Annotated in this window: 11 protein-coding genes; 6 read left to right on the top strand and 5 right to left on the bottom strand. The window is 63.3% G+C overall.

Features of this window, described 5'->3' with window-relative positions:
• Nucleotides 1-48: 48 nt before the first annotated feature.
• Both phnX and AC07SI_RS23330 read left to right on the top strand, forming a co-directional pair.
• Nucleotides 49-876 carry a phosphonoacetaldehyde hydrolase gene (phnX, locus tag AC07SI_RS23335; protein WP_065901139.1) on the top strand — a complete coding sequence of 276 codons (828 nt, stop codon included), beginning with the start codon at nucleotides 49-51 and terminating at the stop codon, nucleotides 874-876.
• Nucleotides 877-1,046: 170 nt separating this feature from the next.
• On the top strand, nucleotides 1,047-1,607 hold the full coding sequence (locus AC07SI_RS23330) for a cytochrome b (RefSeq protein WP_495006586.1): 561 nt from the start codon (nucleotides 1,047-1,049) through the stop codon (nucleotides 1,605-1,607).
• Nucleotides 1,608-1,624: 17 nt separating this feature from the next.
• Here AC07SI_RS23330 and AC07SI_RS23325 read toward each other — a convergent pair whose 3' ends face one another.
• Both AC07SI_RS23325 and AC07SI_RS23320 read right to left on the bottom strand, forming a co-directional pair.
• Complete coding sequence (locus tag AC07SI_RS23325; RefSeq protein WP_495006585.1) at nucleotides 1,625-2,539, bottom strand: 1-aminocyclopropane-1-carboxylate deaminase/D-cysteine desulfhydrase; 915 nt, start codon at nucleotides 2,537-2,539, stop codon at nucleotides 1,625-1,627.
• Nucleotides 2,540-2,596: 57 nt separating this feature from the next.
• Nucleotides 2,597-4,636, bottom strand: a complete 2,040-nt coding sequence (locus tag AC07SI_RS23320) for an NADPH-dependent 2,4-dienoyl-CoA reductase (RefSeq protein ID WP_106803355.1) — start codon at nucleotides 4,634-4,636, stop codon at nucleotides 2,597-2,599.
• A gap of 212 nt (nucleotides 4,637-4,848) precedes the next feature.
• Here AC07SI_RS23320 and AC07SI_RS23315 point away from each other — a divergent pair, with 212 nt between their 5' ends.
• The 3 genes from AC07SI_RS23315 to AC07SI_RS23305 all read left to right on the top strand — a co-directional run bounded on the left by AC07SI_RS23315 (nucleotide 4,849) and on the right by AC07SI_RS23305 (nucleotide 8,347).
• The gene (locus AC07SI_RS23315) at nucleotides 4,849-5,979 is read left to right on the top strand and encodes a carbon-nitrogen hydrolase family protein (RefSeq protein WP_065901143.1); all 1,131 of its coding nucleotides are present in this window, start codon (nucleotides 4,849-4,851) and stop codon (nucleotides 5,977-5,979) included.
• Nucleotides 5,976-7,010, top strand: coding sequence for an AraC family transcriptional regulator (locus AC07SI_RS23310; protein ID WP_065901145.1), 1,035 nt, complete (start codon nucleotides 5,976-5,978; stop codon nucleotides 7,008-7,010). Before AC07SI_RS23315 ends, AC07SI_RS23310 begins: the two co-directional genes overlap by 4 nt.
• 329 nt (nucleotides 7,011-7,339) lie before the next feature.
• Nucleotides 7,340-8,347: a transketolase-like TK C-terminal-containing protein gene (locus tag AC07SI_RS23305; protein ID WP_495006584.1), complete on the top strand. Its 1,008-nt coding sequence runs from the start codon at nucleotides 7,340-7,342 to the stop codon at nucleotides 8,345-8,347.
• A gap of 37 nt (nucleotides 8,348-8,384) precedes the next feature.
• On the opposite strand, the gene AC07SI_RS23300 is transcribed toward AC07SI_RS23305, so the two are convergent.
• Nucleotides 8,385-8,855, bottom strand: a complete 471-nt coding sequence (locus AC07SI_RS23300; protein WP_065901148.1) for a MarR family winged helix-turn-helix transcriptional regulator — start codon at nucleotides 8,853-8,855, stop codon at nucleotides 8,385-8,387.
• 146 nt (nucleotides 8,856-9,001) lie between these two features.
• On the opposite strand from AC07SI_RS23300, the gene aceE reads away from it, so the two are divergent.
• Entirely contained in the window at nucleotides 9,002-11,662 is a 2,661-nt protein-coding gene (gene aceE / locus AC07SI_RS23295) for a pyruvate dehydrogenase (acetyl-transferring), homodimeric type (RefSeq protein WP_495006583.1), read from the top strand.
• 1 nt (nucleotide 11,663) lies between these two features.
• On the opposite strand, the gene AC07SI_RS23290 is transcribed toward aceE, so the two are convergent.
• Both AC07SI_RS23290 and AC07SI_RS23285 read right to left on the bottom strand, forming a co-directional pair.
• On the bottom strand, nucleotides 11,664-12,446 hold the full coding sequence (locus tag AC07SI_RS23290; RefSeq protein WP_495006582.1) for a DUF2242 domain-containing protein: 783 nt from the start codon (nucleotides 12,444-12,446) through the stop codon (nucleotides 11,664-11,666).
• 89 nt (nucleotides 12,447-12,535) lie between these two features.
• The gene (locus tag AC07SI_RS23285) at nucleotides 12,536-13,435 is read right to left on the bottom strand and encodes a LysR family transcriptional regulator (RefSeq protein ID WP_495006581.1); all 900 of its coding nucleotides are present in this window, start codon (nucleotides 13,433-13,435) and stop codon (nucleotides 12,536-12,538) included.
• Nucleotides 13,436-13,473: the final 38 nt, after the last annotated feature.

Raw genomic sequence — 13,473 nt, 5'->3', positions numbered from 1 at the left:
CCTCATTTTCGTTCAGCGCTGGCAAGCCAGCTTCTACAGGATTCGTGTATGAACTATCAGAACCCCAACACCCTGCAGGCCGTGATCCTCGATTGGGCCGGCACCGTGGTCGATTTCGGCTCCTTCGCGCCCACGCAGATTTTCGTCGAGGCCTTTGCCGAGTTCGATGTGCAAGTCTCCATCGAAGAAGCCCGTGGCCCGATGGGCATGGGCAAGTGGGACCACATCCGCACCCTCTGCGACCAGCCGCAAGTCGCCGAACGCTACCGCAAGGCCTTCGGCCGCACGCCCACCGATGACGACGTGACCGCCATCTACCAGCGCTTCATGCCGCTGCAGATCGAGAAGATCGCCGAACACTCGGCGCTGATCCCCGGTGCCCTCGACACGATCGCACGGCTGCGTGTGCAAGGCATCAAGATCGGTTCCTGCTCCGGTTACCCCAAGCAAGTGATGGACAAGGTCGTCGCCCTGGCCGCCACCAACGGCTACATCGCCGACCACGTGGTGGCCACCGACGAAGTGCCCAACGGCCGCCCTTGGCCGGCCCAGGCCCTGGCCAACGTAATCGCCCTGGGCATTGATGATGTCGCCGCCTGCGTGAAGGTCGACGACACCGTGCCCGGCATCCTCGAAGGCCGTCGCGCCGGCATGTGGACGGTGGCCCTGACCTGCTCCGGCAACGCGCTGGGCCTGACCTACGAGCAGTTCCGCGCACTCGACGCCGCCACGCTGGCCAGCGAACGCAAGCGCATCGAGGCGATGTTCAAAGGCTCGCGCCCGCACTACCTGATCGACACGATCAACGAGCTGCCGGCAGTGATCACCGACATCAACCAGCGCCTGGCCCGCGGTGAAATGCCGCAAAGCCACTGATCGAGGTCAAGACAACGGCAATCGCGCCAGGCAAAGCGCTCAAAACCGGCATACAGTTAAGTCACTGCGTCACCCAAGAACGCAATGTTGTCCAGTGATGAAACTGTACCGGTGGCGAGGGAGTTTGCTCCCTCGCCACCGGTTTGCCCTGATGAGTGAGGAACACAGCGATGCCGTGGAAAAATTCCGATACGCGTTACAGCACCATGTCGATCGCGTTGCACTGGTTGATGGTGGTGCTGCTGGCGGTGGTCTACGCCTGCATTGAGCTGCGCGGCCAGTTTCCCAAAGGCAGCGGCGCGCGGACGCTGATCGTCGAGATGCACTTCATGTTCGGCCTCACCGTGTTTGTGCTGGTGTGGCTACGCCTGTTTGCGCGCAGCCTGGGGGTGGCGCCGAAGATCGTGCCGGCGCCGCCGCAATGGCAAACCCTGCTCGCCACCCTGATGCATATCGCGCTGTATGCCTTGATGATCGGTATGCCGATTGCCGGTTGGTTGATCGTCAGTGCCGAAGGCCATTCGGTGATGTTCTACGGCATCGAGTTGCCGCCGCTGATTGCCGAAAACAAAGGGTTGGCCAAGGAGATTGAAAGCTGGCACGTGCTGTTCGGCAAGATCGGCTACTGGCTGATCGGGCTGCATGCGCTGGCGGGGATCGCTCATCATTACATCCTGCGTGACAACACGGCGTTGCGCATGATGCCCGGCAAGCGAGGGAGCATTCAGTAACGCCATCGACTGCTGGATCACACTCGCGGATGCCCTGAGCTCAACGATGGGAAACCCCGGCGGCCTTGCAAGCCGCCGGTGTGGACAAAGATCAGGCGCGTACCGCAGACGAAGCGGCGGGCTTCAATCTGCTGCTTCAGCGCCAGCAACGCCTTGCCGGTGTAGAGCGGCTCCAGCGGCAGGCCACAGGCTTGTTCGGTGGCGTCGATAAAGGCCAGCAACTCCGGATCAACCTTGGCAAAGCCGCCCCGGCTGGCCTCCAGCAATTGATAACCGTGCTGCACCAGCGCCTGTACCTGCTGCGCCACCCCGTGGTCATCGGGCACCGCCAGCGCGCCATACACCGGATGCGCGCCCGCCTCCGCCAGCACCAGTCCCGCCAGCGTGGTACCAGTGCCCGCTGCCAGCCACCAGCCGTCATAATCCGCCCAGCCGATGTCGCTCAATTGCGCGCGCACCTGCTCCACCAGTACCGCACAGCCCAACGCTCCCGCCAGGCCACCGCCACCTTCGGGCACCGGGTGCAGGTGTGGATACTGCTCGCGCCACGGCCCCCAGAAATCCGGCGCATGCCGCGCGCGATAGCCGCCATAGCCCAGCCAGTGCAACTGCATGCCGAAGGCGTTGAGGTCGAGGACGGTGGGGGTGTCTTGCGCATGGCCACGCAGCAGGCCGACGGTAGCAAAGCCAAAGCGCTTGCCCGCCGCCGCCAGCGCATGCAGATGGTTGGAATGCGCGCCACCCAGGCTGATGATCCCACTGGCGCCAGCAGCCCGACCTTGCGCGAGGTGCTCGGTGAGCTTGAACCACTTGTTGCCGCTGATCAGCGAGTCGATGCGGTCCAGGCGCAGCACGGCCAGCTCGACGCCGTCCAGCCAATCGAGCTGCACAGGTTCAAGCGGAGCGTAGGGAAGCCAATCGAAGGGGCCCATCGGGAAGGGTCTGCATGCAAAAAGGGGCGGTAGTCTACCACCGCCCCTTTCGTCGTCTTACAGCTCGGCGGCGAGGCGCGAGCCCTGGTTGATGGCGCGCTTGGCATCCAGCTCGGCCGCCACGTCGGCGCCACCGATCAGGTGCACGTTCTGGCCGGCCGCAACCAAGCCGTCCTGCAGTTCACGCAGCGGGTCTTGCCCGGCGCAGATGACGATATTGTCCACCGCCAGCACCTGCGGCTCGCCCTCGGCACCAATGCGGATATGCAGGCCCTGGTCATCGATCTTCAGGTACTCGACGCTGTTGAGCATCTGCACCTGCTTGTTCTTCAGGCCAGTACGGTGGATCCAGCCGGTGGTCTTGCCGAGGCCATCGCCGACTTTGGAGGTCTTGCGCTGCAGCAGGAACACTTCACGCGCCGGGGCATGCGGTTGCGGCTTGATACCGGCCACACCGCCACGCGCCTGCAACTGGGTGTCGATGCCCCACTCCTTCCAGAATGCTTCGCGGTCCAGGCTGGTGGACACGCCCTGGTGCACGAGGAATTCCGACACATCGAAACCGATACCGCCGGCGCCGATCACCGCCACGCGCTTACCGACCGGCTTGCGTTCGAGGATCACGTCCAGGTAGCTCAGCACCTTGGCGTTGTCGATGCCGGGGATCGCCGGCGTGCGCGGCGCGATGCCAGTAGCGAGGATGATCTCGTCATAACCGCCCGCCGCCAGTTGCGCGACATCCACGCGGGTGTTGAGGCACAGCTCGACGTGGGTGGTCTGCAATTTGCGCTTGAAGTAGCGCAGGGTTTCGAAGAACTCTTCCTTGCCGGGCACGCGCTTGGCGATATTGAACTGGCCGCCGATCTCGCTGGCCGAGTCGAACAATGTCACCTGATGGCCGCGTTCGGCCGCCACGGTGGCTGCCGCCAGGCCCGCAGGACCGGCGCCGACCACGGCGATCTTCTTGATCTGCTTGACCGGCAGGTAGTTCAGCTCGGTTTCGTAGCAGGCGCGCGGGTTGACCAGGCAGGTGGTCAGCTTGCCGCCAAAGGTGTGGTCCAGACAGGCCTGGTTGCAGCCGATGCAGGTGTTGATTTCGTCCGCGCGCCCGGCGGCGGCCTTGTTGACGAACTCCGGATCGGCCAGGAACGGCCGCGCCATCGAGACCATGTCGGCATCGCCCTCAGCGAGGATCTGCTCGGCAATCTCCGGCGTGTTGATACGGTTGGTGGTGATCAGCGGAATCTGCACCGCGCCGCGCAGCTTGGCGGTGACTTTGCTGAACGCGCCACGCGGCACCTTGGTGGCAATGGTCGGGATGCGCGCTTCGTGCCAGCCGATACCGGTGTTGATAATGCTCGCACCGGCCTGTTCGATGGCCTTGGCCAACTGCACGATTTCTTCCCAGGTGCTGCCGCCTTCAACCAGGTCGAGCATCGACAGGCGGAAGATAATAATGAAGTTCGGGCCGACGGCTTCCCGCACGCGGCGCACGATCTCCACCGCCAGGCGCATGCGGTTTTCGTAGCTGCCGCCCCAACGGTCGGTACGCTGGTTGGTGTGCGCGGCGAGGAACTGGTTGATGAAGTAGCCTTCGGACCCCATGATTTCCACGCCGTCGTACTCGGCAACCTGGGCCAGCAGCGAGCAGGTGACAAAATCCTGGATCTGCTTCTCGATGCCCTCCTCGTCCAACTCCTTGGGCTTGAACGGGTTGATCGGCGCCTGGATCGCGCTGGGCGCCACCTGCTTGGGACTGTAGGCATAACGGCCGGCGTGGAGGATCTGCATGCAGATCTTGCCGCCCGCCTCGTGCACGGCCTTCGTCACGATCTTGTGCTTCTGCGCCTCTTCGTCGGTGGTCAGCTTGGCCGCGCCGGCATACACCCCGCCTTCATCGTTCGGGCCAATGCCGCCGGTGACCATCAGGCCGACGCCGCCACGCGCACGCTCGGCAAAATAAGCGGCCATGCGTTCGAAGCCGCCGGGCTTTTCTTCCAGGCCAGTGTGCATCGACCCCATCAGGGTGCGGTTGCGCAAGGTGGTAAAACCCAGGTCCAACGGGGCCAGCAGGTGCGGGTAGGCAGCAGCGGTCATGGTACAGCTCCACAACGGATCATCACGGGACGTGGCGCACTCGAACGGTGTGCCATCGGTTTATGTCCCACAGACTAAGAGCCCGCCCGCCGGCGCTCAATGACTGAAACTGACAAGTTATTGATCCAAATGCACAGCGCCCCTTGGCAAGCGGGTGCATGGGCCCTACCCTAGTCGGCGAACCCCGCACTCGGTCTGTTGTCTGTTGCCCCATGCGTAAACTTCTAGCTTTTACCGTCACCATGGCCCTGGTTGCCGCCATCGCCGCGTATCTGGTCTGGACCCAGGAGCGCCCCGTGGCGCATTACCTGTCGGACCTGCGCATCACCCTCGCCGTCAACGAAGGCCTGCCTGCCGACCGCGGCAACTTGCTGGGCATCCAGCCTGAGCTGTTTCCCGCCGACTACCAGAGCCTGGAACGCCTGCACCTGAAGCTCGCGGCCTACCTGCAAAAAGCCCGTGACCAGGGGCTGATCAACGACAAGACCATCGTGGTGCTGCCGGAACACATCGGCACGTGGCTGATGCTCACCGGCGAAAAGAACGAGGTGTACCAGGCCCTGCACGTGAAGGACGCGATGAACTGGCTGTCCGTCAGCAACCCCGTGCTGTTCCTGCGCGCCTGGATCAGCGCCACCGGCGACAGCCGCACCGACGACGCCTACCTGCGCATGAAAGCCAAGGGCATGGCCCGCGACTATCAGTTGCTGTTCGGCGGCCTGGCCAAGGAATTTGGCGTGACCCTGGTGGCCGGCTCCATCACCCTGCCCAACCCCAGTGTCAGCCAGGGACAACTGCAAATCGGCTCGGGCGCGCTCTATAACGCCAGCGTGGTCTTCAATGCTGACGGCTTGCCGCTTGGCGATCCGCAGCGCCAGCTCTACCCGATCTACGATGAACGCGGTTTTATCCAACCGGGTGACGAAAACGTCGTCAGCGTGGTCGACACCCCGGCCGGCCGCCTCGGTGTGCTGGTCGGCAGTGACAGCTGGTACCCGGACAACTACCGCAAGCTCAACGAGCAAGGCGCGCAACTGATCGCGGTGCCCGCCTTTGTGCTCGGCCGCGATACCTGGGATCGCCCATGGCGCGGCTTCAAAAGCGTGTCGACGCCGACCGAAATCAGCCTCAAGCCCGAAGAGCTCAGCGAAGGCGAGGCGTGGCGTCGCCTCACGCTGATCAGCCAGTCGCCCGTCAGCCACGCCACGGCCGGCATGAGCGTATTCCTGCGCGGGCAGTTCTGGGACTTGGGCACCGCCGGCCACAGCTTTCTCAGCAACAACGGGCAGATCAACGCCGACGGCGAGGCCCGTGGCGCACGCCTGTTGAATATCTGGCTGTGAAACCGGTCCGGTTGGGGGATCTGTCGGTGGGCTTCGTGCACACCCTGGCAGACGCCATCCACAGTCACGGCCTCGACCCCCAGCCGCTGCTGCTGCAATACGGCCTGGACCCGGCGCGTCTCGCCGAGGCTGGCGCACGCTTGTCGATCCCACGCTACATGCGCCTGGGCCACGCGGCCATCCAGCTCACCGGCGACCCCGCCCTGGGCCTGCGCATGGGCCAGCTCAGCCGCCTGAGCCAGGCCGGGCTGGCCGGAGTCACCGCCGCCCAGGCGCCCAACGTGCGCGAGGCCGCCCGCACGCTGACACGCTTCGAGGCGTTGTACGGCTCCAACTATCGAGGGCAATCGAGCTTTCACGAAGACGCCGAAGGCGCTTGGCTGCGCTTCTATTCCATCAGCCCGTACAACGCCTATAACCGCTTTGTGGTGGACTCGATCATCGCCGGCTGGCTGCACCAATTGTCGGGCCTGGCCCAGCAACCGGTGCAGGCGCAGAAGGTCGAGATCGAATTCGAAGCGCCCGACTACAGCGAGCAATACAGCATGCTGGGCGACAGTCCGATCCAGTTTGGGGCCGAGGTCAATCAACTGCGCTTGAGCCAACCGACCCTGGCGCTGCGCAATCCACAGCATTGCCCGAGCACCTGGCAACTGTTGCTGCAATTGTGTGAACGCGAACTGGAGCAATTGACCCGCACCCGCAGCCTGCGCGAGCGCATTACCCGTTTGCTCGGGCCGATGCTCAATGGCGGCCGGGAACCCGACCTGGAAGAAGTGGCGGCACGCTTGAAGCTGCCAACCTGGACGCTGCGCCGCAAACTGGCCGAAGAAGGCACTCAGTTTCGCGCGATTCTCAACGATACCCGTCGCGATTTGGCCATGACCTACATTCGCGATACGGAACTGGCGTTCGGCGAAATCGCCTACCTGCTCGGTTTTGCCTCGGCCCAGGCGTTTCAACGCGCCTTCAGGCGGTGGAACAACCAGACCCCAGGGGAATTTCGCCGCAGTCAGCGGCATTCCGCCTGAAGTCGGTCTTACAGCTCTGTTGCATCGTCTGCGGGTTCCAGCGGGTCCAACTCAATCGCGTGGTACTCGAGCAGTTCTTCCTGGTAATCGTCCATCGTGGACTCCTTGTTTGATTGAAAAGCGGCTGCAGATAAATGACCTGCACTGCCAGCCTAAAGTGCCGTGATGACGAAAAAAAGTCGATGCGATGACGTTCCTGCACGTGCAGATTAAACGTAGCAGCGTCGGGCTGATTTAGCACCTCGCCGTTGAGGTGCGATTGCAATCATTGCAAATGCAATCATATTTCCAGTAGGGTACGAGTCTCTGTTGCCAGGAGCCTTGCCCCCATGCCCGCCTCTACCGCAAACGCCGCGCAGCTGTGCATCAACGCGCTGACCACGACCGAACATGCGCGCAGCTCACCGCTGTATGCCGTGATGACCATGGCCAATACCCTGGAATTGAGTCGCCAGGCCTGGGTGATCCGTGGCCAGTCGCGCTCCCGGCGCGTCAGTAATTGGCCGAGTTGGTTCGCGCGCAACACCGGGGAAAAGCCGCTGTTGTACCTGCACAGCGCCATGTCATCGGCGCAGCTGAGTGCGCTGTCGGACGAGACCGCGCAGCGCGGCATCTTGTGCAACGACATCGAGAACCAGCCCTCGCCCTGGCCCCGGGGCGCACAACCTTCGCTGCCGTTGTGGCTGGCCACCAACCCGCGCTGCACCCCGTATGACCCGGCCTCGGGCGACGAAGCGCGGGCGATTGTGCTGGCGGGGTTGCGCGCGTTGTACGTCGACGGCCAGCCGGGGTTCTATTACCTGGCCCTGCACGACCATGAAAGCGCGGTGCCGATGGCGGAGCAGGCGCGTGAGGATGCGCTCAAGGGCATGTACCCGATCCGGCGTGAAGGCGCGGATGTGCGCCTGCTCGGTGCGGGCCATGCATTGGAAGCGGTGGTGCAGGCCGCGCGCCTGCTGGAGCAGGACTGGAACATCAGCGCACAGCTCTGGAGTTGCCCCAGCTACACACGGCTGGCCCGCGAGGCAGCGGCCGCCGAACGCTGGAATCGTCTGCATCCGGGCGCGCCCAAACGCAGCTGTCACTTGCGTGAGTGCCTGGCGGGAAGTCGCGCGCCGGTGGTTGCCGTCACCGGCTATCCGCAAGCGATTGTCGATCAGTTAAGGGCGCACGTGGATGCACGCTTCGTCGCGTTGGGCGCGGGGTCGGTGCAGGCGGAGGCGCCGAGTCAGTATTGGATAGTGGTATCGGCGCTCAGGGCGTTGGCGGATGAAGGGCGGATCGACGCGCTGCACGTACAGGACGCGATGAATCGCTATGCATTGAAATGCGCTTGATGGCAGGCCGGCACCTACACGGTTTCTTCGTGGGGCGTCAGGTTTTGCGGCGACTGCGGGTCTGGACGCCCGCGTCCATCGCCAGCCCGGCAGTGCGTTCCAGTGCGTCGGCGAAGGCCTGGCGCTGCTCCGGCTCGATCTGCGACAGGAATAACTCGTCCACCGTGCTTTCGTAGATCGTCCACATTTTTTTGCGCAGCACCCGGCCGGCGTCGGTGATCGAGGCAAACGCCGCGCGGCCATCACCGTCGGAGCGCGAACGCAGCACCAGGCCGTCCTTTTCCAGGCGGTCCACCAGGCGAGTGAGGTTGTAGCGCTCGATGGCCAGCACGTCGGCCAATTCGTGCATGCGGCGGGTACCGTCGGGGCCGCTTTCCAGGCCCCACAGCGCGTCGTACCAGGCATAGGGCGGCAAGTCGGCCGCGGCCAGGCGGCGCTCGATTTCACGGATGACCGTCCTGTGGGCCCTGACAAAGCGGAACCAGACATCAGGCTCTTTCGACGACATGCAACACCATCCGGGGAATTTCAAGAAGGTTGCAATAGTAGCTCATCCCGCGCTAGATTCGGCCATGTAGTTGCAATTGCAATTACTTTTGACGGCACTCCCACAAGGAGACCGCCACTTGAAATCCGCCTACCCTGGAGCCTCCCATGACCCCGAACAACGCAGTCCGCCGCGATGACGATCCACAGGAAACCCGCGAGTGGCTGGAGTCCATCGAATCGGTGCTGTCCACCGAAGGCCGCCCGCGCGCCCACTACCTGATCGATCAATTGCTGGATTTCGACGTGGCGCGGCATGGCGACTTCTACGGGCGCGTCACCACGCCCTACATCAACACCATCCCGGTGGACCGGCAGTTGCCCTACCCCGGCAACCTCGCCATTGAGCGACGCACCAATGCGTTTATCCGCTGGAACGCCATGGCCATGGTGTTGCGTGCAGGCAAACACTCAGGTGTGGGTGGGCATATCGCGACTTATGCGTCGGCCGCCGTGCTGTACGACGTAGGCTTTGACCACTTCTTCCGTGGCCGTACCGACACCTTCGACGGCGACCTCGTGTATATCCAAGGCCATTCCTCACCGGGCATCTACGGGCGCGCTTACCTCGAAGGCCGTATCAGCGAAGCCCAGCTGGACAATTTCCGCCGCGAGGCCGGTGTCGACGGTATTTCGTCCTACCCTCACCCGCGGCTGATGCCGGACTTCTGGCAATTCCCCACCGTGTCCATGGGCCTTGGGCCGATCACTTCGGCCTACCAGGCGCGCTTCATGCGCTACCTGGAACTGCGCGGCCTCAAGCAGCACCAGGGCCGCAAGGTGTGGGCATTCCTCGGTGATGGCGAAATGGACCAGCCGGAATCCCTGGCCGCCATCTCCCTGGCCGGTCGCGAGAAACTCGACAACCTGATCTTCGTGGTCAATTGCAACCTGCAGCGCCTCGACGGCCCCGTGCGTGGCAATGCCAAGGTGATCCAGGAGTTCGAAAGCCTGTACCGCGCCGCCGGCTGGAACGTGATCAAGGTGATCTGGGGCGGCGGCTGGGACGCGCTGCTGGAAAAAGACCAGAGCGGCCTGCTGCGCCAACGCATGATGGAATGCGTGGACGGCGACTATCAGAACTACAAGTCGCAGAACGGTGCCTACGTGCGCGAACACTTCTTCGGCAAATATCCGGAATTGCTCGCACTGGTTGCGGATATGTCCGACGACGAAATCTGGAAACTCTCACGCGGCGGCCATGACCCGGACAAGGTCTACAACGCTTATGCGGCAGCCGTTCGCCACACGGGACGCCCGACGGTGATCCTGGCGAAAACCGTCAAGGGCTTCGGCATGGGCGAAGCCGGCGAAGGCCAGAACATCAACCACCAGCTGAAAAAAATGGGCGCCGACGCCGTCAAGGCCTTCCGCGACCGTTTCGACCTGGAAGTGGCTGACGATCAACTCGACGCAATCCCCTACCTCAAGCCGGCCGCCGACAGCGAGGAAGCACGCTACTTCGCGGCACGACGCCAGGCGTTGGGCGGCTATGTGCCAGCGCGGCACGCGGCGGTCCAAGCGTTGCAGATCCCCGAACTGAGCGCCTTCGCCACCCAGCTCAAGGACACCGGTGACCGCGCGATCTCGACCACCATGGCCTTCGTGCGCATCCTCGGCACCCTGCTCAAGGACCCGCACCTGGGCAAGCTGGTCGTGCCCATCGTGCCGGACGAGTCACGCACCTTTGGCATGGAAAGCCTGTTCCGCCAGATCGGCATCCACTCGGCCGTCGGCCAGCTCTACACGCCACAGGACGCCGGGCAACTGAGCTACTACAAGGAGAGCAAGGACGGACAGATCATGCAGGAAGGCCTGAATGAATCCGGCGCTATTTCCTCATGGATCGCGGCGAGTACGTCCTACAGCAACCACGGCCTGATGACCGTGCCGTTCTATATTTTCTATTCGATGTTCGGCTTCCAGCGCGTCGGTGACCTGGCGTGGGCTGCTGGCGATGCACGGGCACGCGGCTTCCTGCTCGGCGCCACGGCCGGGCGCACCACGCTGATGGGTGAAGGCTTGCAGCATGACGATGGCCACAGCCACATCCTGTCCTCGGTGATTCCGTGCTGCGTGTCTTACGACCCGACCTTTGCCTACGAGCTGGCGGTGATTATTCGCGAAGGCATGCGGCGCATGTACGTCGAACAGGAGGACATTTACTACTACATCACCCTGCTCAACGAAAACTACCCGCACCCGGCGATGCCGGACGGAGTGGAAGACGGCATTCTAAAAGGCATGTACCGCCTCAGCGGTGGCCCCAAAGCCCAGGTGCAACTGATGGGCAGTGGTTCGATCCTGCGCGAGGTCATCGCCGCCGCCGCCCTGCTCGCCGAGGATTTCGGCGTGCAGAGCGCCGTGTGGAGCGTGACCAGCCTCACCGAATTGCGCCGTGACGGGCACGCGGTTGAACGCTGGAACCTGCTGCATCCGGACAGTGAGCCGCGTGTGAGTTACGTCGAGCAATGCCTGCAAGCGCACACGGGGCCCGTGGTGGTCGCAACGGACTACATGAAGCTGTTCGCCGATCAGATCCGCCCGTTCGTTCCCGCTCGACGCTTTGTCGCGCTGGGCACCGATGGCTTCGGACAATCGGACACCCGGGAAACGTTGCGCGCATTCTTCGAGGTGGACCGGCACTTCATCGCGCTGGCGGCCCTCAAGGCGCTGGCGGATGACGGCGTGATCGGTCGGGACAAGGTCAGTGAAGCGATCAAACGCTACGGGATCAACGTCGACAAGGTCGATCCCGTAGCTGTCTGAGTTACTGCGCGGGCGTCGGCAGAGGGGGAATCGCCTCTGTCGGCGGCGGCAGGTCGGAGGTAGTCGCTGCGGGTGCAGGTTCGGCCTGCGGCGCAATCGGTGCGGCCTCGGGAGCCGGCACCACCGGCTCAGAGGCCGCTGGCGCAGCCGGTTCTTCCTTCGGCGCCTCGACCTTTTCGGCGGCTGGGGGTGTCTTGGGCTCCGGCACACCGAGGTCAGCCTTGGGCTTCTCGGGAATATGCTCGGCCTTCTTCACTTCCTGCGGCAGGAACACGTCCACCAGTGCAAAGTAACGGTCGTAGAACTTCGGCGCAGAGACTGTCTCGCTCGCGACCTTGACCATCGAGTCATCGGTGGAGCCGATTGGCATCGACACCGACCCCAACACTCCCACACCCAGGCTCGCGGAGTTGTTGACCTTCTTCAGCGCATAGCGATCCTGCAAGGCATTGGCGAACATCGTCGAGTGGTTGTTGCCTTTGCCATCATCGGCGCACACCACGTTGAAGCTGATCTGCAGATGGGTCTCGCCGGTCTGCTGGAAGCTCTTGTTACCGACCACCAGTTTCGGATCGTTGCTGGTGATGATGTAGCCCTGGCTCAGCAAGGCCCGGCGTGCGGCTTCGCAAGCCGCTACATCGGTGACCGGATAATCCCGGGAAAACGTACCGGAGTCGTCGAAATTCTCATGTTCATAAATAGCGGTCTTGGGTGACGAGCAGCCCGCGGCGCCCGCCAACACCAGCGCCAACCCGAGGCTACGCAAGTGAAATGATGTCGACATTGAAAATCCTGAGGAAAACAGTCCGGGCGGTATTGTGCAACAGAACGCATGCTTGGCGCGCGCATTCCTGTCGGTAAAACGTCACAGGCCTACACGACAGCTGCCGTGGGAAAAAGCCCGGCGCACATATGATCAATAAACACGCGTAATTTCGCCGAGGCATGGCGACTTGATGGCCATAGCATCCAGAAACTGCCCCGGTGTTCGAGGTAGTCATCCAGCACCCGTTGCAGGCGTCCCTGCGCCACGGCCTGGTTGACCATGTAGTCCGGCAGGCAGGCTATGCCCAGGCCCTCGTGCACCACATGGTTGAGCGACTCGATGGTGGTGCTGACCAATGGTGTGCGCAAGGTCGGCTCCGCAGTGCCCGGCGCAAGGCGCAGCCGCCAGTGCTCGAGTTTACCGGTGGCGCAGAACTTGTGGCGCAGGCAGGCATGCTCGCTCAGGTGGTGGGGCTGCAGCGGCGTTCCATGCTGCTGGAAGTAAGCCGGGGTGCCCACCAGCACCAATTGGTAATGCCCCAGGTGGCGCGCCATCAAGCGCGAATCTTCCGGCTTGCCGGTGCGAATCACCGCATCGAACCCTTCCTCGATCACGTCCACCATGCGGTCGGAAAAATCCACATCCAGCTCGATGTCCGGATAGGCGCGCATGAAGTCGCTGAGCACCGGCATCAGCAGGCCCCGCACTTGCGGCACGCTGATGCGCAGCTTGCCGCGAGGCGTTGCGCTGGCCTCGGTCAGCTCGCGCTCGGCGGCCTCCACCTCGGCAAGAATGCGCCGTGATCGCTCCAGAAACAGCGAGCCTTCGCTGGTCAAGGTGATACTGCGGGTGCTGCGATGAAACAGCCGCACGCCGAGGCGTTCCTCCATGCGTGCAATGCTTTTGCCCACTGCTGAAGAGGACACCCCCAGCACGCGACCGGCGGCGGTGAAACTGCGCGTTTCCGCCACCTGCACGAAAACCGAGAGGCTGCCCAAGCTGTCCATGATCACGCCCTTTTTGATTGCGGACGCCTGAGTCCGAT

It is taken from the genome of Pseudomonas sp. GW821-FHT05D12, from assembly GCF_059419825.1.
Note: the sequence above shows the minus strand (reverse complement) of the source record. Positions and strands in the feature narration are given on the sequence as shown.

What these genes read in the sequence shown, in the direction of transcription:
- AC07SI_RS23320 (WP_106803355.1), bottom strand. Translation starts at nt 4,636, where the DNA reads ATGACCGCTGCTGCCTACCCGCACCTGCTGGCCCCGTTGGACCTGGGT.
- AC07SI_RS23305 (WP_495006584.1), top strand. Translation starts at nt 7,340, where the DNA reads ATGCCCGCCTCTACCGCAAACGCCGCGCAGCTGTGCATCAACGCGCTG.
- AC07SI_RS23285 (WP_495006581.1), bottom strand. Translation starts at nt 13,435, where the DNA reads ATGGACAGCTTGGGCAGCCTCTCGGTTTTCGTGCAGGTGGCGGAAACG.
- AC07SI_RS23315 (WP_065901143.1), top strand. Translation starts at nt 4,849, where the DNA reads ATGCGTAAACTTCTAGCTTTTACCGTCACCATGGCCCTGGTTGCCGCC.
- AC07SI_RS23300 (WP_065901148.1), bottom strand. Translation starts at nt 8,855, where the DNA reads ATGTCGTCGAAAGAGCCTGATGTCTGGTTCCGCTTTGTCAGGGCCCAC.
- AC07SI_RS23290 (WP_495006582.1), bottom strand. Translation starts at nt 12,446, where the DNA reads ATGTCGACATCATTTCACTTGCGTAGCCTCGGGTTGGCGCTGGTGTTG.
- aceE (WP_495006583.1), top strand. Translation starts at nt 9,002, where the DNA reads ATGACCCCGAACAACGCAGTCCGCCGCGATGACGATCCACAGGAAACC.
- AC07SI_RS23325 (WP_495006585.1), bottom strand. Translation starts at nt 2,539, where the DNA reads ATGGGCCCCTTCGATTGGCTTCCCTACGCTCCGCTTGAACCTGTGCAG.
- AC07SI_RS23330 (WP_495006586.1), top strand. Translation starts at nt 1,047, where the DNA reads ATGCCGTGGAAAAATTCCGATACGCGTTACAGCACCATGTCGATCGCG.
- phnX (WP_065901139.1), top strand. Translation starts at nt 49, where the DNA reads ATGAACTATCAGAACCCCAACACCCTGCAGGCCGTGATCCTCGATTGG.